16 protein-coding genes are annotated in these 20,861 nt (G+C 65.8%); 13 read left to right on the top strand and 3 right to left on the bottom strand.

Annotation, left to right across the window (positions count from 1 at the left end; genetic code table 11):
• Positions 1-89 precede the first annotated feature (89 nt).
• The 5 genes from D3F03_RS17330 to D3F03_RS16710 all read left to right on the top strand — a co-directional run bounded on the left by D3F03_RS17330 (position 90) and on the right by D3F03_RS16710 (position 8,533).
• The gene (locus D3F03_RS17330; protein WP_199665500.1) at positions 90-1,703 is read left to right on the top strand and encodes an AMP-binding protein; all 1,614 of its coding nucleotides are present in this window, start codon (positions 90-92) and stop codon (positions 1,701-1,703) included.
• Entirely contained in the window at positions 1,704-5,009 is a 3,306-nt protein-coding gene (locus D3F03_RS16725) for a carboxyl transferase domain-containing protein (RefSeq protein ID WP_199665499.1), read from the top strand.
• A gap of 86 nt (positions 5,010-5,095) precedes the next feature.
• Positions 5,096-6,412: a solute carrier family 23 protein gene (locus D3F03_RS16720; protein ID WP_119110572.1), complete on the top strand. Its 1,317-nt coding sequence runs from the start codon at positions 5,096-5,098 to the stop codon at positions 6,410-6,412.
• Between the two features lie 92 nt (positions 6,413-6,504).
• Complete coding sequence (gene scpC, locus D3F03_RS16715) at positions 6,505-8,022, top strand: succinyl-CoA:acetate CoA-transferase ScpC (protein WP_119110571.1); 1,518 nt, start codon at positions 6,505-6,507, stop codon at positions 8,020-8,022.
• Between the two features lie 88 nt (positions 8,023-8,110).
• Positions 8,111-8,533, top strand: a complete 423-nt coding sequence (locus D3F03_RS16710; RefSeq protein ID WP_119110570.1) for a hotdog fold thioesterase — start codon at positions 8,111-8,113, stop codon at positions 8,531-8,533.
• Positions 8,534-8,820: 287 nt separating this feature from the next.
• Here the strand turns inward: D3F03_RS16710 and D3F03_RS16705 are convergent, their stop codons facing one another.
• The gene (locus tag D3F03_RS16705) at positions 8,821-9,396 is read right to left on the bottom strand and encodes a cob(I)yrinic acid a,c-diamide adenosyltransferase (protein WP_119110569.1); all 576 of its coding nucleotides are present in this window, start codon (positions 9,394-9,396) and stop codon (positions 8,821-8,823) included.
• A gap of 196 nt (positions 9,397-9,592) precedes the next feature.
• Here D3F03_RS16705 and D3F03_RS16700 point away from each other — a divergent pair, with 196 nt between their 5' ends.
• Entirely contained in the window at positions 9,593-9,991 is a 399-nt protein-coding gene (locus tag D3F03_RS16700; RefSeq protein WP_245960665.1) for an EF-hand domain-containing protein, read from the top strand.
• A gap of 90 nt (positions 9,992-10,081) precedes the next feature.
• Positions 10,082-11,506: an FAD-binding oxidoreductase gene (locus tag D3F03_RS16695; protein WP_119110568.1), complete on the top strand. Its 1,425-nt coding sequence runs from the start codon at positions 10,082-10,084 to the stop codon at positions 11,504-11,506.
• A 98-nt stretch (positions 11,507-11,604) separates the two neighbouring features.
• Here D3F03_RS16695 and D3F03_RS16690 read toward each other — a convergent pair whose 3' ends face one another.
• Both D3F03_RS16690 and D3F03_RS16685 read right to left on the bottom strand, forming a co-directional pair.
• Entirely contained in the window at positions 11,605-12,165 is a 561-nt protein-coding gene (locus D3F03_RS16690; RefSeq protein ID WP_119110567.1) for a BON domain-containing protein, read from the bottom strand.
• A gap of 77 nt (positions 12,166-12,242) precedes the next feature.
• Positions 12,243-13,655 carry an aminotransferase-like domain-containing protein gene (locus D3F03_RS16685; RefSeq protein ID WP_119110566.1) on the bottom strand — a complete coding sequence of 471 codons (1,413 nt, stop codon included), beginning with the start codon at positions 13,653-13,655 and terminating at the stop codon, positions 12,243-12,245.
• 218 nt (positions 13,656-13,873) lie between these two features.
• On the opposite strand from D3F03_RS16685, the gene gabT reads away from it, so the two are divergent.
• The 6 genes from gabT to speB all read left to right on the top strand — a co-directional run bounded on the left by gabT (position 13,874) and on the right by speB (position 20,674).
• Positions 13,874-15,166, top strand: coding sequence for a 4-aminobutyrate--2-oxoglutarate transaminase (gene gabT, locus D3F03_RS16680; protein WP_119110606.1), 1,293 nt, complete (start codon positions 13,874-13,876; stop codon positions 15,164-15,166).
• 36 nt (positions 15,167-15,202) lie between these two features.
• The gene (locus tag D3F03_RS16675) at positions 15,203-16,312 is read left to right on the top strand and encodes an ABC transporter ATP-binding protein (protein WP_119110565.1); all 1,110 of its coding nucleotides are present in this window, start codon (positions 15,203-15,205) and stop codon (positions 16,310-16,312) included.
• Between the two features lie 52 nt (positions 16,313-16,364).
• Positions 16,365-17,399: an ABC transporter substrate-binding protein gene (locus tag D3F03_RS16670; protein WP_119110564.1), complete on the top strand. Its 1,035-nt coding sequence runs from the start codon at positions 16,365-16,367 to the stop codon at positions 17,397-17,399.
• A gap of 48 nt (positions 17,400-17,447) precedes the next feature.
• Entirely contained in the window at positions 17,448-18,701 is a 1,254-nt protein-coding gene (locus D3F03_RS16665) for an ABC transporter permease (protein WP_119110605.1), read from the top strand.
• Between the two features lie 183 nt (positions 18,702-18,884).
• Positions 18,885-19,706, top strand: coding sequence for an ABC transporter permease (locus tag D3F03_RS16660; RefSeq protein ID WP_119110563.1), 822 nt, complete (start codon positions 18,885-18,887; stop codon positions 19,704-19,706).
• Between the two features lie 11 nt (positions 19,707-19,717).
• On the top strand, positions 19,718-20,674 hold the full coding sequence (gene speB / locus D3F03_RS16655) for an agmatinase (protein ID WP_119110604.1): 957 nt from the start codon (positions 19,718-19,720) through the stop codon (positions 20,672-20,674).
• Positions 20,675-20,861 lie beyond the last annotated feature (187 nt).

Raw genomic sequence — 20,861 nt, 5'->3', positions numbered from 1 at the left:
TTATACCTGTTGGTAGGTTGAATCTACCGAGAGGTATATATTGACAGAAACAAGCCCGCCACTTCCCCAGAGCGCCCCAAGGAGACTCCATGACCACCACCGGTTTGCTGCCGTCCGATATTCCCCTGCACGAGCATCTGCGCGCCCATGCGCGGGCCACGCCCGACAAGGCGGCCTACCTCTGGTACGGCGCGCGCATCAGCTTTGCCGAGCTGGATCAGGCGAGCGACGCCTTTGCCGCGCGCCTGCACCAGTTGGGGGTGCGCAAAGGCGACCCGGTGGCGCTGTTCATGAACAACTGCCCGCAGTACGTGATGGCGCACTACGGCATCCAGAAGCTGGGCGCCATCGTCTGCCCCTGCGGGCCGCTCAACAAAGAGCATGAGCTCGAATACCAGCTCTCAGACCTGCAGGCCCGCGTGATCGTCGCCGCCGACAGCCTGCTGCCCATCGTCGAGAAGGTGCGCGAGCGCACTGGTCTGCAGCATGTGTTTGCCGTGCGCTACGGCGATCTTCTGCCGTCCACGCCGACCATCGATCTGCCGGCTGAACTGCAAGTGCGCGAAGCGCCCGTGCTGCCCGCCAGTGCTGAAGACTTCCTGTGGGTCGCGCGCAGCGGTGGCAAGCCGCCGCCCGTCACCATCGACATCGACAACGATGTCGCCCTGATGACCTACACCTCGGGCACGACCGGCCTGCCCAAGGGGGCGATGCTCACTTTTCGCAATGCGCTCTACAAGACCGCCGTGTCGGTCAACACCAAGCATGTCACGGCGGACGACGTGCTGCTGGCGATTGCGCCGCTGTACCACATTGCCGGCATGCTGATGGGGGTGAATATCCCGATCCTGTCGGGTGCCACGACGGTGCTGCTGCACCGCTTCGACCCCGTGGCCGTGCTGCAGGCCATCGACCGCCACAAGGTTACCTGGTGGTACAGCATTGCCCCGATGAACGTGGCCGTGATGGCGGTGCCGGACGCCACGCGCTACGACCGCAGCAGCCTGCGCCAGAACTCGGTCACCAGCTTCGGCATCAGCTTCACCGAGGCGCTGGCCCAGCAATGGCAGGCTTTTGCGCCCAACTGCCGCGCCATGGAAGCGGCCTATGGCCTGAGCGAAACCCACACCATGGACACCTACATGCCGGACGGCGCCATTCGCTGGGGCACGCATGGCGTCGCGGTGGACGGCAACGAGATTCGCATCCTGGACCCCGACACGGGCGCAGAACTGCCTGCTGGAGACATCGGTGAAATCGTGCTGCGCAACGCGGGCGTCTTCAAGGGCTACTGGAACAAGCCCGAAGCCACGGCCCAGACCTTGCGCGGCGGCTGGGTGCATACCGGCGACATGGGCCGCATGGATGCAGACGGCTACCTGACCTTTATCGGCCGGTTCAAGGAAATGATCAAGGTCTCCGGCTACAGCGTGTTCCCGGAAGAGGTCGAGGGCATCCTCATCAAACACCCGGCCGTGGCGCAAGCGGCCGTCATCGGCAAGCCCGACGCCGACAAGGGCGAGGTGGTGGTGGCTTTCATCGTGCCCAAGGCAGGGCAGCACCCGGACGCCGCAGAACTGCTGGCCTGGTCGCGCGAGAACATGGCCAGCTACAAGGCCCCGCGCGACATCCGTTTTGTGGACGCCCTGCCGGCCACCGGCGCCGGCAAGCTGCTGCGCCGCCTGCTCAAGGAAAGCATCTGAATGTTCAAGAAAGTCCTGGTCGCCAACCGCGGCGAGATTGCCCTGCGCCTGGTACGCGCGCTCTACGACCTCAATGTGCCCAGCGTGGCCGTGTTTGCGCAGGACGATGCCCAGGCGCCGCATGTGCGCGCCGCCGATGAGGCCGTGGCGCTCGGCGCCACGGGCCCTGGCGCCTACCTGGATGGCGCGCGGCTGATTGCCATTGCACGCCAGACCGGCTGCGACGCCGTGCACCCTGGCTACGGCTTCCTGAGCGAGCGCGCCGACTTCGCATGCGCCTGCGCCGAGGCGGGCCTCACCTTCATCGGCCCTGACGCCGCGCACCTGGCGCTGTTCGGCGACAAGGCCGCCGCCCGCACCCTGGCCGAGCGCTGTGGTGTGCCGCTGATGCCGGGCAGCGCGGGCGCCGTGACACTGGAAGAGGCGCAAGCCTTTTTTGCCGCACAAAACGGCGCCGGGGTGATGGTCAAGGCCATTGGCGGCGGCGGCGGGCGCGGCATGCGCGCGGTGCTGCAGGCTGCCGACTTGCCCGAAGCCTATGCCCGCTGCGTGTCTGAGGCGCGGGCGGCGTTTGGTGTCGAGGGCGTGTACGTCGAGCGGCTCATGCTGCACGCACGCCACATCGAGATCCAGATCCTCGGTGACGGGCAGGCCGTGATGAGTCTGGGCGAGCGCGAATGCTCGCTGCAGCGGCGCTTTCAGAAGCTGGTGGAAATCGCTCCCAGCCCGTCGCTTTCCGAGAAGCTCCGCCACGAGATCACGCAGGCCGCGCTGGCCATGGCCCGTGGTGTCGGCTACCGCAGCCTGGGCACGTTTGAGTTCCTGGTGGATGAAGGCTCCAGCAAGCTGGCCTGGGTCTTCATCGAAGCCAACCCGCGCCTGCAAGTGGAGCACACCGTGACCGAAGAGGTCACCGGCCTCGACCTGGTGCAGTTGCAGGTGGCCGTGGCCGCAGGCCGCTCGCTTAGCAGTCTGGGGCTTGACCCCCAGGCGCCGCCGGCCTCCACGGGCTATGCTATTCAAGTGCGCATCAATGCCGAAACGCTGGGTGCCGATGGGCAGGCCCGGCCCGGCGCCGGCACGCTGGCCCAGTTCGATCTGCCGTCCGGCCCCGGCATCCGCGTGGATACGCATGGCTACGCGGGCGCCACGCCCTCGCCCCATTACGACACCTTGCTGGCCAAGCTGGTGGTGTCGTCCCGCAGCCCGGTGTTTGCCGACGCCGCACGCCGGGCGCGCCGCGCGCTGGACGAGTGCCGCATCACTGGCGTGCCCACCAACCTTGCGCTGCTCCAGGCCATCGTCTCGCGGGAAGAGTTCGATACCCAAGCCGTACACACGCGGTTTGTGGAAGAGCATCTGCCCGCCCTGGTGGGAATGGCGCAGCAGTTGGAGCAACAGCGGGCGCAGCGCCACCCCACCAGTGCAACGCCGGGCGCTGCCGCCAAGGCGCAGCCGGATGCGCAAGTGGCCGAAGGCCTGCTTGCCGTGCGCGCGCCCATGCCGGCCAAGCTGGTGCAGATGGATGTCGCTGTGGGCGAGGTGGTGGCCCAGGGCGCGCAATTGGCCGTACTCGAAGCCATGAAAATGGAGCACGTGCTGTTGGCCGAATCGGCGGGCAGAGTGCTGGAAGTGCGCTGCGAGGTGGGCAGCTACTTGACCGAGGCCGCGTTGGTGCTGGTGCTTGAACCCATGGAGGCAGGGGAGCAGACCCAGCACGATGAAGCTCTCGCGGACTTCAACACCCTCCGCGCAGACCTGCAAAAAACGCGCGACCGCCACGCCTTTCTGCTGGACGAGAACCGCGCCTCGGCCGTTGCCAAGCGCCACGCACGCGGCGGGCGCACCGCGCGCGAAAACATTGCCCAGCTGTGCGACGGCGGCAGCTTCATCGAATACGGCGCGCTGGCCATTGCCGCGCAGACGCGCCGCCGCAGCCTGCCGGACCTGATCGCCAACACACCGGCCGACGGCATGGTGACGGGCATCGGCACGGTCAATGCCGAGCCGTTCGGCAAGGAAAAGTCGCGCTGCGTGGTGATGGCCTACGACTACACCGTGCTGGCCGGCACGCAGGGCGCCTGGAACCACCAGAAGACCGACCGCATGCTGGCCCTCGCGCTGCAACTGAACCTCCCGGTGGTGCTGTTTGCCGAGGGCGGGGGCGGGCGGCCGGGCGATATCGACAAACCCATCGTGGCCGGGCTGAACAACCACACCTTCCGCCAGTTTGCCTCGCTCTCGGGCAAGGTGCCGGTGGTGGGCATCGTGCATGGCCGCTGCTTTGCCGGCAACGCGGCGCTGCTCGGTTGCAGCGACGTGGTCATCGCCACCGAGGCCAGCAACATCGGCATGGGCGGCCCGGCCATGATCGAGGGCGGCGGCCTGGGCAGCTACACGCCCGAGCAGATCGGGCCCAGCGACGTGCAATCGCGCAATGGCGTGATCGACATCCTCGTCAAGGACGAAGCCGAGGCGGTGGGGGTCGCCCAGAAGTACCTCTCGTACTTCCAGGGGCCGGCAGCGCAATGGGAATGCGCCGACCAGCGCCTGCTGCGCCACGCGGTGCCGGAAAACCGCCTGCGCGTGTACGACATTCGCGCGCTCATGCGCACGCTGGTGGACACCGATTCGCTGCTGGAACTGCGCCGTGGCTATGGCGCCGGCATCGTCACGGCACTGGCCCGGGTGCAGGGGCGAGCGGTGGGCATCATGGCCAACAACCCTACGCACCTGGGCGGCGCGATCGACGTGGACGCAGCCGACAAGAGCGCCCGCTTCATGCAGCTGTGCGAGGCGCATGGCCTGCCCATCATTTCGCTGACCGACACGCCCGGTTTCATGGTGGGGCCCGACATCGAGGCGCAGGCGCAGGTGCGCCACGTCTGCCGCATGTTTGTCGTCGCTGCGCATCTGAGCGTGCCGTTCTTTGCCGTGGTGCTGCGCAAGGGCTACGGCCTGGGCGCGCAGGCCATGACGGCGGGGGGGTTTGACACGCCCATCTTCACGCTCTCCTGGCCCACCGGCGAGTTCGGCCCCATGGGCCTCGAAGGCGCGGTGCGTCTGGGTTTCAGCAAAGAGCTGGAAGCCGCCGCGCCCGGCGCCGAACGCGATGCGCTGTTTGCGAAGTTGGTTGCCCAGCAGTACGCCAATGGCGAGGCGATCCACATGGCCCAGGGCCTGGAGATCGACGCGGTCATCGACCCCATGGAGACGCGCGATTGGCTGGTGCGCGGACTCGAATCTGCGGCCGCAAAGCCGCGCGTGCGCACCGCTGCCAGCAGCCGTTTCGTAGACCCTTGGTAATAACCCCTTTGCTGCGCAATGCGCGCCATTTCCCCCGCCTTCGCGTAGCATCGCGGCCACCAAATCAATTCGAGGGGAAACCAGGCATGTCCATGTTCCATTGGCAGGAGAAAAGCGCCGCCGTACTCGCCAGCGGCGGCGTCATTGGCCCGCACGAACGCCTGCCCTGGCCGCAGACCGGGGCCATGGGCGTGCAGCACGTGATTGCCATGTTTGGCTCCACGGTGCTCGCGCCGATCCTGATGGGGTTTGACCCCAATCTGGCCATTCTGATGAGCGGCATCGGCACGCTCATCTTCTTCCTCATTACCGGCGGCAAGGTCCCCAGCTACCTGGGTTCGAGCTTTGCCTTCATCGGCGTGGTGATCGCCGCCACGGCCTACGCCGGCAAAGGGCCGAACGCCAACATCGGCCTGGCGCTGGGCGGCATCATTGCCTGCGGGGCGGTGTACACGCTGGTCGGATGCATCGTGCAGGCCGTGGGAACCGGGTGGATCGAGCGCTTCATGCCACCCGTGGTGACGGGCGCCGTGGTCGCGGTCATCGGCTTGAATCTGGCCAGCATCCCGGTGAAGAACATGGCGGCGAGCAACTTCGACAGCTGGATGCAGGTGCTCACCTTCGTCAGCGTGGGCCTGGTGGCGGTGTTCACGCGCGGCATGCTGCAGCGCCTCTTGATTCTGGTGGGTCTGGTGCTGGCCAGCCTTGGTTACGCCGTGCTCACCAACGGCCTCGGCTTGGGCAAGCCCCTGGACATTTCGGGTGTGATGAACGCCGCCTGGATCGGCATGCCCCATTTCGCCTCGCCGGTGTTCAACGCCAACGCCATGCTGCTGATCGTGCCGGTGGTCATCATTCTGGTCGCCGAGAACCTGGGCCACATCAAGGCCGTCACCGCCATGACCGGCAAGAACCTCGACCAGTACATGGGCCGCGCCTTCATTGGCGATGGCATTGCCACCATGGTCAGCGGCGCCGCAGGCGGCACGGGCGTGACGACCTACGCCGAGAACATCGGCGTGATGGCCGCGACCAAAATCTATTCCACGGCGGTGTTTTTTGTCGCCGGGCTGATTGCCGTGCTGCTCGGCTTCTCGCCCAAATTTGGCGCCGTCATCCAGGCCATTCCGCTGCCGGTGATGGGCGGCGTCTCCATCGTCGTCTTTGGTCTGATTGCCGTCGCCGGTGCCAAGATCTGGGTCGACAACAAGGTCGATTTCTCGCAGAACAAGAACCTGATCGTGGCCGCCATCACGCTCATTCTGGGCACGGGCGACTTCACGCTCAAATTCGGCCAGTTTGCGCTGGGCGGTATCGGGACTGCCACCTTCGGCGCCATCGTGCTCTATGCGCTTCTCAACCGCGACAAGGGGCCTGGCCCTGGCGCCAGAATTGACAACTAAGGGAAAACCCTTGGATTCGGCCTAGGTGCCGATAAAATACTCCCGTCTATGCGCCTGCCCAGGCGCATATTTGTTTGTCTGCCGGAGGCTGCATGTTGTTCGAAGACCGTGTTCTGTATCCCGAATTCCGCGCCCGCATGGTGTCGGCCGACGAGGCCGCTGCCCTGATCGCACCGGGTGACCGTGTCGGCATGAGTGGCTTTACGGGTGCGGGCTACCCCAAGGCCGTGCCGGGTGCGCTGGCACGGCGCATGCAGGCGGCGCATGCGCGCGGCGAAGACTTTCGCATTGGCCTGTGGACGGGCGCATCGACGGCCCCTGAACTCGACGGCGTGCTGGCCCAGGCGCACGGCATCAACATGCGCATGCCCTACCAGTCGGACCCGAGCTGCCGTAAGCAGATCAACGCGGGCGACATGCAGTACATGGATATCCACCTCTCGCACGTCGCACCCTTCGTGTGGTTCGGCTTCTTCGGCAAGCTCGACGTGGCCGTGGTGGAAGTGGCTGGTGTGCTGCCCGACGGGCGCTTGGTTCCCTCGTCCTCGGTGGGCAACAACAAGACCTGGCTGGACCAGGCCGACAAGGTCATTCTGGAGGTGAACCAGTGGCAGCCCGCCGAACTCGACGGCATGCACGACATCTACTACGGCACCGACCTGCCGCCGCACCGCGTGCCGATTCCGCTGGTGCAGCCGCACGACCGCATTGGCGAGCCGTATTTGCGCGTAGACCCTGAAAAAGTCGTCGCCGTGGTCTCTACCCACCACCCCGACCGCAACTCGGTCTTCAACGCGCCGGACGAATGCTCGCAGCGCATTGCCGGCCATATCGTCGACTTCCTGCAGCAGGAAGTGGCGCTTGGGCGTATGCCGCGCGAGTTGCTGCCATTGCAGTCGGGAGTAGGCAACATCGCCAACGCCGTGCTCGCCGGGCTGGACGCCGGGCCCTTCAAGCACCTCAGTGCCTACACCGAGGTGCTGCAAGACGGCATGCTCGCCATGCTCAAGAGCGGTACGCTCGATTCCGCCTCGGCCACGGCGCTCTCGCTGAGCCCGGCGGCCATGGAGCGCTTTCTGGCCGACATCGACTTCTACCGCCAGCGCATCGTGCTGCGCCCGCAGGAGATCAGCAACCACCCCGAGGTGATTCGCCGCCTTGGCCTGATTGCGATGAATGCCATGATCGAGGCCGACATTTACGGCAACGTCAACTCCACCCATCTAATGGGCTCGGCCATCATGAACGGCATCGGCGGCTCGGGCGATTTCGCGCGCAACGCCTATTTGTCGATTTTCATGACGCCCTCGCTCGCCAAGGGTGGCGCCATCTCCTGCATCGTTCCCATGGTCAGCCACGTGGACCACACCGAGCACGACGTGCAGATCCTGGTCACCGAGCAAGGCCTGGCCGACCTGCGCGGCAAGTCGCCCACGCAGCGTGCCGAGCTGGTCATCGAGCACTGTGCGCACCCGGACTTCCGCCCGCAACTTCGCGACTATGTGGAGCGTGCCAAGGCCAACCCCGTGGGCCGGCACACGCCGCACCTGCTAGGCGAAGCGCTGTCCTGGCACCAGCGCTTCGTGCAGACGGGCAGCATGCGCGGCTGACACCCCTGCGACGCACAGGGCAGGCGCCATTCTGGTAATTTCCGGCCTGCTGGCGCACCTGTGGCGCGCTGCCATACGAGGGAACACGATGTCGATCTGGAAGAAACCCATCACGCTCGCCGAGTGCGCCCGCACCAGCGATAACACCGCCGTCACCCATCTGGGCATTGAGTTCACCGAAGTTGGCGACGACTACCTGCGCGGTCGCGTGCCGGTGGATGAGCGTACGCGCCAACCCTTTGGCCTGCTGCACGGCGGCGTCAGCGTGGTGCTGGCCGAAACCCTGGGCTCGATCGGCGCCTTCTACGCCAGCCCCGAAGGCCACCGTGGCGTGGGCCTGGACATCAACGCCAACCACCTGCGCGCCGCCACCAGTGGCTGGGTGACGGGCACAGCGCGCCCGGTGCACATCGGCCGCACCACGCAGGTGTGGGCCATTGAAATGGTGAACGACGCGGGCGAGCTGACCTGCGTTTCGCGGATCACGATGGCAATGCTGGCACCAAGATAGGAAACATCCCCCCATGGCGTTTCGCGCCTCCGTGGATTTGCCAGAGGCAACGGCCCTTCGGGGACGTCCAAGCCTGCGCGAGCAAGCTTGGAGCCGCGCCCCTCAGCCCCCTCTTGCAGCGCTGCACGCAGCGGAAGGGGGCGCTACCAGCGCGGCGGGCTGGCGCTGGCACGGTGGCCGCTGGCATGGGGCATGGCTGCTTTACGGCTCCTGGAATATGGAAGATAAAGAGCCCCTCACGCTTATTCAGAAAGCGCTAATAGCTATTATTTCAATAGCATTTCGCCTCACGCCGCGTCGTCCGCCTCGCTGCGTGCAAGCCGCTCGCTCTTCCAGTACACATCGTCGCCGCCGTCCATGCGGTTGAGCACGCGCGAGAGCACGAACATCAGGTCCGACAGGCGATTGAGGTAGTGGCGCGGCGTCTCGCGCACCGCCTCCTGGGCGCCTAGCGCCACCACGGCGCGCTCGGCGCGGCGCGCTACGGTGCGGCAGATGTGGGCCTGGGCTGCGGCGCGCGTGCCAGCGGGTAGGATGAATTCCTGCAGGCGCGGCAGTGTGCTGTTGTGGGTCGCCAGCGCCTGGTCGAGCTGCAGCACAGCCGCTTCTTTCAGCAACTCGAACCCCGGAATCGACAGTTCGCCGCCCAGGTTGAAGAGCTGGTGCTGCACGTCGATCAGAAGTTCGCGCACCTCAGCCGGCAATGGTTCGCACAGCAGCAGGCCGATATGGGAGTTGAGTTCGTCCACGTCGCCCAGGGCCTGCACGCGCAGGTGGTACTTGGGCACGCGGGTGTTGTCGCCCAGGCCGGTGGTGCCGTCGTCGCCGGTGCGCGTGGCGATTTGTGTGAGTCGTTTGCCCATGTAGATGCCTCCTCGCAATGTGGGCCGCATTGTGCGTGACACCCGATACCCCCAACGGCGGTGGGTTCCCGCCAGCACAGGCCTTTACACCGTGCGCCGAAATGTTGGTCCAGGCAACAGGTGGCAAAAGTGCTGGTCTCGGCGTTCATGCTGCAGTGCAATGCAGGCCTGTTCAACTCTGGCAAAGGCGCCACCCATGAAAAGTACCGCTCCCCGCACCATGCCCCGTACCAACCACTTTTTTGACACCCGCAGCGTCATGCTGATCGCGGCCATGGCGCTGGGCGGCAGTGCCTCGCTGCATGCCCAAACCAAGCCGCCACTCCAGACGCCCGCCGCGCCCGCACATTCCACAGGGCAAAGCTCCTTCGCCACCGGTGGCACTTCCCAAGCTTCCTCGGGCCACGCTGCCCCCACAGCCACATTTGGCCCTGCCAGCGCTGCTTTTGCCCGCGCCGACACCAACCACGACGGCAAACTCAGCCCCCAGGAGGCCAAAGTGCTGCCCGCCATAGACAACCGCTTTGAGCAGATCGACACCGACCACGACGGCGCTCTGTCACGCGAAGAATTCGACCAGGGTGCCAAGCCCTGAGGCAGCCCATGGACCCTGACGCACCGATGACGGGTCAGGGTACAAGGTGGGGGTGCGGTGGTATTCTTTTTCCCGCACTGGAGACCACCGATGAACGCCCCCGCCCAAGCCGCCCACCTGCTTCCCACCATCGCCCTGCGGCCCGTGCCGCAGCTTTTTCTGGAGGCGCTGCAGCAGCGCTTTGGCGCGCAATGCTCCACGGCGCTCTCTGTGCGCGAACAGCATGGCCGCGATGAGGGCTCCATGCAGGCACCGCCGCCGTCCGTTGTCGTGTTTGCCGAAACCACGCAGGACGTACAAGATGCCTTGCGCCTGGCAAACGCATACGGTGTGCCGGTTATTCCCTACGCCGCAGGCTCCTCGCTCGAAGGCCATCTGCTCGCCGTGCAGGGGGGCATCAGCCTGGATGTGAACCGCATGAACCGGGTCCTCTCGGTCAACGCCGAAGACCTCACCGTCACCGTGCAGCCCGGCATCACGCGCAAACAGCTCAACGAGGCGGTGAAAGACACCGGCCTGTTTTTCCCGATAGACCCCGGCGCCGACGCCAGCATTGGCGGCATGGCAGCGACCCGCGCCAGTGGCACCAACGCCGTGCGCTACGGCACCATGCGCGAGAACGTGCTGGCGCTCGAAGTGGTGCTGGCCAGCGGCGAGGCGATTCGCACCGGCACGCGCGCCAAGAAAAGCAGCGCTGGCTATGACCTCACGCGCCTCCTGGTCGGCAGCGAAGGCACGCTGGGCGTGATGACCGAAGTGACGGTGCGGCTCTACCCCTTGCCGGAAGCCGTATCGGCCGCCATTTGCTCGTTCCCGAGCATTGAGGCGGCGGTGCGCACGGTGATTCAGACCATTCAGCTCGGTGTGCCCATTGCGCGCTGCGAGTTGATTGACGCCAACAGCGTGCGCATGGTGAATGCGTACAGCAAACTGACGCTGCGCGAAGAGCCCCTGCTGCTGATGGAATTCCATGGCTCACCCGCCAGCGTCAAGGAGCAGGCCGAGACCGTGCAGGACATTGCCAGCGAATTTGGCGGCCAGGCTTTTGAATGGGCCAGCACGCCGGAAGAGCGTACGCGCCTGTGGGCGGCGCGGCACAACGCCTATTTCGCTGCGGTGCAAAGCCGCCCCGGCTGCCGTGCGATCTCCACCGATACCTGCGTGCCCATCAGCCGCCTGGCCGACTGCCTGCTCGATTCGGTGCAGGAGGCCGACGCCAGCGGCATCCCCTACTTTCTCGTTGGTCACGTGGGCGACGGTAACTTTCACTTCGGCTACCTGATCGACCCCGAAAGCCCCATCGAGCGCAGCCGGGCTGAGCAGCTTAACCACCAACTCGTCGCCCGCGCCCTGCAGCTCGGCGGCACCTGCACCGGCGAGCACGGTGTGGGTATCCACAAGATGGGTTTTCTGCTGGACGAGACCGGCGCTGGCGCCGTGGGCGCGATGCGCGCCATCAAGCAGGCGCTGGACCCGAAGAACATCCTCAACCCGGGGAAGATTTTTGCCCTTTGAGCGTTCGGCTCAGAGGAAGGCTTCAAACTTGCAAGGAACGGTTGGGAACGCCCCGCAAAGCTGTCCCTGGTGAGCGGCGCCCAAGGCCTGTCCAGGCCTCAAGGCCGCTTCTGCGCTGCTACTGGGTAACGGGTTGCTTGCGGCGCTGTTCCCACCGAGAGCAGGTTGACGACGCCCATCACATCGTCCACCAGTGCGGCCGCGTGCTCCATCGACTCGGACTGCGTGGCGGTTTGCACGCAGCCCATGAGGGTGACGATACGCCGCTGGCTCAGTATCCACACGCTGGTGTCATTGAAGCGGCCGTCCTGGCGCAGGTAGCGCTGCAAGCGTGGGGCGATGTCTGCGTCGTACAAGTAGGAATTGGGGAGCCTGCAGCGTCCCGCGCTGTAACAGCTGCCGCCGTGCTGGGCGCGCACATGGGCGAGTTCGCGCACTTGCTGCGCGGTGTAGAGCGGGCCTTCGGGCATGGGGCAACCCGGCATTGCGTCGGTGACCTGAAGAAACGGATCGCCAAAGGCGTTGCTGCGCGGTTCTGTGCTGGCAGTGGGTGCCGCAGGCTGAGCCTTGGCCGTGCACAGCCAAGCGATCAACAGCGCTCCCAAGGCGCCGGCGCGGGCGGCGCGCCGTAGAAGCCTTAAGTTGGGGGAAGAAGTCATGGCGCTACCTTCTGCTGTCACATGGGGCGAGCGCGACTGTACGCCTTTCGATGGGCGGGAGCAGGTGCAGACAGCGCTCACAGCGCTGTCTGCGCACCTTGTTCAATACGCTCTTCCAGAAAGCACCAGAGCCGCTCATCCAGGCTGAAGCTCACGTTGAAGCGCAGCCACCCCGTGGTGCGCGGCTCCACCAGAAACAGCTCGCCCGGCCCGAGCATGATGCCGGCGCTGGTGGCTGCGCGCGAGAGTTCGGCGCTGTCGGGCATGTCGGGGTGGCGTGCCCAGAGGTACATGCCGGCTTCGGGTTCATGGAACAGCTCGAAACCCAAACCCTCCAGGCGGCGCCCCACCGTGCGGTGTGCTTCGGCCAGCCGTTCGCGCAAGGATTTGAGGTGCTTGCGCCAGCGCCCGTCGGTCACCACGCCCAGCGTGATGCGCTCGGTGATCTCTGACGAGGTAAGGCCCGAAATCATCTTGAGCTGCACCAGTTCCTCCACCAGGCCGGGCCGGGCGGCCACAAAGCCGGTGCGCAGGTTGGGTGAAATGGTCTTGGAGAAACTGCCCACGTACAGCACGCGGTTGAGCTGGTCCAGGCTTGCGAGCGACGGGCGCACGCCCGTGTCCATGTCGGCATAGAGGTCGTTCTCGACCAGCATGAAACCGTGCTGCTCGGCCAGTTGCAGCAGGCGGTGCAGGTGCGCTACCGAGGCCAGCGAGCAGGTCGGGCTTTGCAGCCGTGGCTGCGTGAAAAAAACGCTCGGCCTGTGCGCCGTCAGCAAGGCTTCGAGCGCGCCCAGGTCGTACCCAGTGGGGGTGCGTGGGACCCCGACGACCTGCGCGCCAACGAAGCGCAGCATGAACATCAGGTTGGGATAGCCGGGGTCGTCCACCAGCACCACGTCGCCGGGCTTGACCAGGCGGCGCGCAATCAGGTCCAGCGCCTGGCTGGAGCCTTGCGTCAGCAGCACCTGGTCGGCTCCCACACTGACCTGGTGTTCTGCCAGTGATTCGACCACCACGCTGCGCAGCGGCATGTGACCGTGGGGCAGGCCGTAGCCGGCGAGGTCGGCGCTCCCTGTGGACAGGTGGCGCATGCTGCGCTTGACGGCATCGCCAAACAGCCAGTCGTTGGGCAACCAGCCGCAGCCGGGTTTCATCGGCAAATTGCGGTTTTCAAAGATCTGCTTGAGGTACCAGCGGGTATCGAAGCGCGGGGCAGGGCGTTCGGCAGCGCCCACTTGCGCGATTTCGTCGCCGCGCCGCTTGACGAAAAAACCGGCGTTGGCGCGCGAAACCAGCCAACCCTGCGCCACCAGGCGGTCGTAGGCTTCGACGACGGTGAACACGCTGACGCCGTGCGCCGCAGCAAAGGCGCGGATGGACGGCAGCTTGCTGCCAGGCTTGAGCACGTGGCCGGCAATCTGCTCGCGCAGGCCGTCCACGATCTGGCTCACCAGCGGTGTCGGAAGGTCTGCACGGAGGGTGAGCATCGGACGAACCAAGGAAGGGAAAGTGCAGCGAGTGTGCCGCAGCCAGGGTGGCGCCTTGTGCCATATGGGCGGCGCCGTATAGGGGTTTGCCTGTAGAGGATTCTAGACCTGCACAGTGCGCGGAAAAACCTGCGCGCGTGTACATGGACGAAGCGCCGGGCGGCTTCCAGAATCCCTCCCATCGCTCTTCTTCCCGCTCGCCAGAGCCTTTGACCACCATGCAGCACGAACCCCATTTCACCAACGCCGCCCTGCTTGCCCGCCGCCATGCGGCCGTGGCACGCGGCGTGGGCCAGACCCACGAGATCTTTGTGCAGAAGGCGCGCAACGCCGAGCTGTGGGACGTGGAGGGCCGCCGCTACATTGACTTTGCCGGTGGCATTGCCGTGCTCAACACCGGCCACCTGCATCCGGGTGTCATCGCGGCTGTGAAAGCGCAGCTCGATCGCTACACCCACACCTGCTTCCAGGTGGTCGCCTACGAACCGTATGTGGAGGTTGCCGAGCGACTGAACGCGTTGGCACCTGGCGATTTCGCCAAAAAGACGCTGCTGCTCACCACTGGCGCCGAAGCCGTGGAAAACGCCGTGAAAATTGCCCGCGCCCACACCCGGCGTCCGGCCGTGATTGCGTTCACCGGTGGCTACCATGGCCGCACCAACTTCACGCTGGGGCTGACCGGCAAGGTGGTGCCGTACAAGACCGGCTTTGGTCCGTTCCCTGCTGAGGTCTACCACGCGCAGTTCCCCAACGCCCTGCACGGCGTGAGCGTCGCGCAGGCCCTGCAATCGGTCGAGCTGCTGTTCAAGAACGATGTCGAGCCCGAGCGTGTCGCGGCTTTCATCATCGAGCCGGTGCAGGGCGAGGGCGGCTTCTATGTGGCGCCAGTGGAATTCATCAACGGCCTCAAGGCACTGGCTGACCGCTACGGCATCCTGCTGATTGCCGACGAAGTACAGACCGGCGCCGGCCGCACCGGCACCTGGTTTGCCTGTGAACAATGGCCCGTGGCGCCGGACCTCATCACCACCGCCAAGTCGCTTGCGGGCGGCTTCCCGCTGGCCGGTGTGGTGGGGCGCGCCGAGGTGATGGACGCACCCGCCCCCGGTGGGCTTGGCGGCACCTACGCTGGCAGCCCTGTGGCCTGCGCCGCGGCCCTCGCCGTGTTCGAGGCGTTTGAGCAGGAGCAACTGCTGGCGCGCAGCCGTGCCATGGGCGCGCTGTTGGTCACGCGGCTCAAGGCCTTGGCAGAAAAGCAGCCCAGCATCGGCGATGTGCGGGGACTGGGCGCCATGGTGGCCATTGAGCTGTTCGAAGGCGGTGACGTGCACCGGCCCGATGCCGCGCTGGCGAAAAAAGTGGTGGCCGAGGCGGCGCGCCGGGGCCTCATCTTGCTGTCCTGTGGAACCTATGGCAATGTGATCCGCATCCTCGTGCCGCTGACGGCATCCGACGAGCTGCTGGAAGAAGGCCTGGCGATCCTGGCCGACACCCTGGCGGCACTCGCCTGACGCGCGCGCCCTCTACCCGCATCGATTGCCCAAGCCATGAGCCACGCAGAACCCCTGGTCCGCTTTAGCGGCGTGCAGAAAACCTACGACGGCGTGCAGCTCGTGGTGCGCTCGCTGAACCTCGATATCCAGCGGGGCGAGTTTCTGAGCCTGCTGGGGCCCTCGGGCTCCGGCAAAACCACGACCTTGATGATGTTGGCAGGGTTTGAATCGCCCACGGCGGGCGACATCCTGCTCGATGGCGCGCCCATCACCAGCACGCCGCCGCACAAGCGCAACTTCGGCATGGTGTTTCAAAACTACGCCCTGTTTCCGCACCTCAGCGTGGGCCAGAACGTCGCCTACCCGCTGACGGTGCGCAAGGTCTCCAAGGACGACCAGGCCAAGCGCGTGGCCAAGGCGCTCGACATGGTGCGCCTTGTCGGCATGGCCGATCGCCTGCCTTCGCAGCTCTCTGGCGGCCAGCAGCAGCGTGTGGCGCTGGCGCGCGCGCTGGTCTTCAACCCGCAGCTGGTGCTGATGGACGAGCCCCTGGGCGCGCTCGACAAGCAGCTGCGCGAGCACATGCAGATAGAGCTCAAGGAACTGCACCAGCAGCTCGGCGTGACCTTTGTCTACGTGACGCACGACCAGAGTGAGGCGCTGACCATGAGCGACCGCGTGGCCGTGTTCAACGAGGGCGTGATTCAGCAGCTCGCCGATGTCTCGTCTTTGTACGAAACGCCCTCCAACCGTTTTGTGGCGGGTTTTGTCGGTGACAGCACGGTGCTCGTTGGCAAGCTTGAAATCCGCGCCGGCAGTGCCGCTCTGGTTCTGCCCGATGGGCAGCGCCTCGCCGGCGTCAACGTGAACGCCGCAGCGGACGGCGCACGCGCAGAAGCCTGTGTGCGCCCCGAGCGCATCGTGCTGCACCCCGCATCCAGTGCGCCTGCCGGGCAGGTGCTGCGCGCCACGGTCAGCCGTGCCATCTACCACGGTGACCACCTGCGCCTGATGTGCGATGTGGGCGCCGGCCAGTCTCTTGCCACAGTGCGGCTGGCACTCAGCAGTGTCGGTGCCAGCGCACTGCCGCAACCGGGCGATGCCGTAGGGCTGGAGTTCCCGCCTGGGTCGACGCGCATCTACACCGCACCCGCGCTCCATTAGCCTTTTATTAGCGCTTTCCCGTTCCGTTCGATAACACCCAAGGAGACACACCATGAAACACAAGAGCCTGATCGCCTGCGCAGCCCTGTCTGCCTGTGTGGCGCTGCCCAGCTTTGCCGAGCAGTCGCTCACCGTCGTGAACTTTGGCGGCGCCAACGCCAACGCCCAGAAGAAGGCGTTCTACGAGCCCTATGAGAAGGCCGGCAACAAGCTCGTGGCGGTTGAATACAACGGTGAGCAGGCAAAAATCAAGGCCATGGTCGAGACGAAGAAGATCACCTGGGATGTGGTCGAAGTCGAATCGCCCGACGCGGCACGCGGTTGCGACGAAGGTCTGTTTGAAAAGCTCGACTACAGCAAAATCATCAACAAGGCCGACTTGCAGCCGGCTGCTGTCACCGATTGCGGGGTGGGGATTTTTGTCTGGTCCACCGTCATGGCCTACAACGGCGACAAGCTCAAGACGGCGCCCACCAGTTGGGCCGACTTCTTCGACACCAAGAAGATCCCAGGCAAGCGCGGCATGCGCAAAGGGGCTCGCTACAACCTCGAATTTGCTCTGCTCGCCGATGGCGTCAAGCCCGCCGACGTGTACAAGGTGCTGGCCACCAAAGAGGGCGCCGACCGCGCTTTCAAGAAGCTGAGCGAGCTCAAGCCCAACATCCAGTGGTGGGAAGCCGGCGCCCAGGCACCCCAATTTCTCGTCGCGGGTGACGTGGTGCTGACCACGGTCTACAACGGCCGCATCGACGCCGCCAACCGCGAAGGCCGCAACCTCAAGATCTACTGGCCCGGCGGCATCTACGACCTGGACTACTGGGCCATTCCGCGTGGCACGCCCAACAAGGACGCGGCGCTCAAGTTCATCTCGTACACCCTGCAGCCCCAGCAACAGGCGGCGTACGCGCAGAACATTGCCTACGGCCCCGCCAACAACAAGGCGCTGGCCAAGCTCGACAAGAAGGTGCTGGACGACCTGCCGACTTCGCCTGCTAACGCCAAGGAGGCTCTGCAGTTCAGTGTCGCCTTCTGGGCCGACCAGGGCGAATCGCTTGAAAAGCGCTTTGCCTCCTGGGCCACGCAGTAATTGCACGGCATTGCGGTGAGCGACACCATGCAGGCAGCTTCAGACGCCATGGCCATGCCCCTCTCTGGGCCAGGGCTGGATGGCACCGACCCCGCCGCCTTGCGCAAGGCTTTGGCGCGCGCGCAACTGCGGCGCAAGTGGCGGGCTTTCAGCCTGACGCTGCCGCTGCTGGTGTTCCTGGTGTTCACCTTGCTGGTGCCGATCGCCGCGCTGCTCATGCGTGCGGTGGAAAACCCGGAAGTCGCCAGTGCGCTGCCGGCGACGATTCCCGTGCTTAAAAAATGGGACCGCCGTGCCGCGCCCCCAGCGGCCGCCTATGCGGCACTGGTGGGCGATTTGGCTCGGCTGCCCGACATCTCCGACGCCGGAGCGCTGGCGCGCAGGTTGAATGCCGAAGTGCCCGGCGCGCGCTCCATGGTGATGGGCGCCTACCGCGGCCTGCCCTTCGAGGGCAACGCCGAGGCCATCAAGCAGCGCCTGCTGGACGCCGACCCGCGCTGGGGCGAGGCGCCATTCTGGCGCGCCATTGCGAAAAATGGCGCACGCTGGACGCCCGACTACCTGCTGGCGTCGGTGGACCTGCGCCGCGATGCCATGGGCGACGTGGAGCGCATGCCCGTGGAGCAGCGCGCCTTTGGTGCCATCCTGCTGCGCACTTTCTACATCAGCCTGGTGGTCACGGCCATCTGCCTGCTGCTGGGCTATCCACTGGCCTGGTGGCTGGCGAACTTGCCGCCGCGCCCGGCCAATGTGCTGATGATTCTGGTGCTGGTGCCGTTCTGGACCTCCATCCTGGTGCGCGTGGCCGCGTGGATCGTGCTGCTGCAGTCGGAGGGGTTGGTCAACCGGGGCTTGATGGGGCTGGGCATCATCCACGAGCCGCTGGCGCTGTTGTTCAACCGCACCGGCGTGGTGATTGCCATGGTGCACATCTTGCTGCCTTTCATGATCTTGCCGCTCTACAGCGTGATGAAAAGCGTGCCTGGCACCTACGTGCGCGCGGCCGTGTCGCTGGGCAGCTCGCCGCTGGCGGCGTTCTTTCGGGTGTACGTACCGCAGACCTATCCAGGCATAGGCGCGGGCGTGCTGCTGGTGTTCATCCTGTCGATCGGCTACTACGTGACCCCCGCGCTGCTGGGCGGCGCGGACGACCAGATGCTCAGCTACTACATCGCGCGCTACACCAACGTGGTGGTGAACTGGGGGATGGCGTCTGCGCTGGGCGCCGTATTGCTGGTCGCGACGCTGCTGCTCTACAGCGTGTACCGGCGCTTTGGCAAGGCCGAGCTCAGTCTGGGTTAGGGCAATGCTGAACAAGCCCCTCACGCGCCGCGCATCCGTCCCTCGGGCGGTCTGCGGCGTTGCCAATCCTCGCCATAGCGGTGGCTATGACTGCGGTTTGCGCCTTGCTTCCCATCCCGACGCACGGCGCGCGTCATCGCGGTGACTTATTCAGCATTGCCTTAGAGAGAGAGAACGGTGACCATGTTTCTTCGAATGCCTGAATTTCCGCGCTACGCCACCCTGGCCGACAAGATTGGCTGGTGGCTGGTGCGCGCCCTGTGCGTGGCGGTGCTGCTGTTTCTGCTGGCACCCATCCTGGTGATGGTGCCGCTGTCGTTCTCGGACAGCTCTTTCCTTACCTACCCTATCCCCGGCTGGTCGCTCAAGTGGTACCGCAACCTGTTTCAGGCCGAGGAATGGACGCGCGCCACGCGCAACAGCTTCATCGTCGCGCCCTCCGCCACGGTCATTGCCACCGTGCTGGGCACGATGGCGGCCGTGGGCCTCTCGCGCACCGAATTTCGCTTCAAGGGCCTGCTCATGGCCGTGCTGATTTCGCCCATGGTGGTCCCGCTCATCGTGGTGGGTGTGGCCACCTATTTGTACTTTGCGCCGCTGGGCCTGGCCGATAGCTACCTGGGCCTGATCATCGTGCACGCCGCGCTGGGGGCGCCCTTTGTGCTGACCACCGTGCTGGCGACCCTGGCGGGCTTCAACCACAACCTGGTGCGCGCCTCGCTCAGCCTCGGTGAGACGCCGCTCAGAACCTTCTTTCGGGTGACGCTGCCGGTGATTGCGCCGGGGGTCATTTCGGGCGCCTTGTTCGCCTTTGCAACGTCGTTCGATGAGGTGGTGGTCACGCTGTTTCTGGCCGGTGCCGAGCAGACCACGCTGCCGCGCCAGATGTTCACCGGCATTCGCGAAAACATCTCGCCCACCATTGCCGCCGTGGCCACCTTGCTGATCATCTTCACGACCTGCTTGTTGCTGGCGCTGGAGTGGTTGCGCGGCCGGCGGCGCTGAACACACGCACGATGCACACTGCAACTCCGAACCAGCCGCTAGGCGGCAACACCATGCCGCGCTTCGCCGGCCCCGGTACGATGATGCGGCTGCCCTCGGCAACCTCGCCGGAGGGACTGGATGCCGCGTTCATCGGCGTGCCGCTGGACATCGGCACCTCCAACCGCCCGGGCGCGCGCTTCGGGCCGCGCCAGATCCGCGCCGAATCGGCACTGCTGCGCCCCTACAACATGGCCACCGGCGCCGCGCCCTTCGACCGGCTGAACGTTGCCGACCTGGGCGACGTGCCGATCAACACCTATTCGCTGGACAAGTCGCTGGCCATCGTCTCGGCCTTCTACGACACGGTGCTGGCCGCCGGATGCGCCCCGCTGACGCTTGGCGGCGACCACACCATCGCGCTGCCGATCCTGCGCGCGGTGGCGCGCAGGATCGGCCCGGTCGCGCTGGTGCACGTGGATGCGCATGCGGACGTGAACGACGACATGTTCGGCGAGCGCATCGCCCACGGCACGCCGTTCCGGCGCGCCGTCGAGGAAGGCCTGCTGGCCTGCGACAAGGTTTGGCAGATCGGCCTGCGCGGCACCGGCTACGCGGCCGATGATTTCGACTGGCCGCGCGCGCAGGGCTTCACTGTGGTGCAGGCGCACGAGGTCTGGTACCAGTCGCTCGCGCCGCTGATGGCGCAGGTGCGCGAGCGCATCGGGCCGACACATCCGGTCTACATCAGCTTCGACATCGACGGCATCGACCCTTCTTTCGCTGGCGGCACCGGCACGCCCGAGATAGGCGGGCTCACCGTGCCGCAGGCGCTGGAGATCGTGCGCGGCTGCCGCGGCCTGAACGTGGTGGGCGCCGACCTGGTCGAGGTCAGCCCGCCCTACGACACGAGCGGCAACACCGCGTTGCTCGGCGCCAACCTGCTCTACGAAATGCTCTGCGTGCTTCCCGGCGTTCCCTTCCGCTGACACGGGCTGCCCGCACCGGTTACTCATTCCTTCCGAGACGACACGACACCATGGACACCAAGACTTCTCCCCTCGCGCTGCTGAACGACCCAACCCTCCTCAAGACCGACGCCCTCATCAACGGAGAGTGGATCGCCGGCGCCAGCCGCTTCGCCGTCCATGACCCCGCCACCGGCGCCAAGCTCGT

Origin of the sequence: Simplicispira hankyongi (assembly GCF_003570885.1) — a bacterium.
Taxonomy (GTDB): domain Bacteria; phylum Pseudomonadota; class Gammaproteobacteria; order Burkholderiales; family Burkholderiaceae_C; genus Simplicispira; species Simplicispira hankyongi.
Note: the sequence above shows the minus strand (reverse complement) of the source record. Positions and strands in the feature narration are given on the sequence as shown.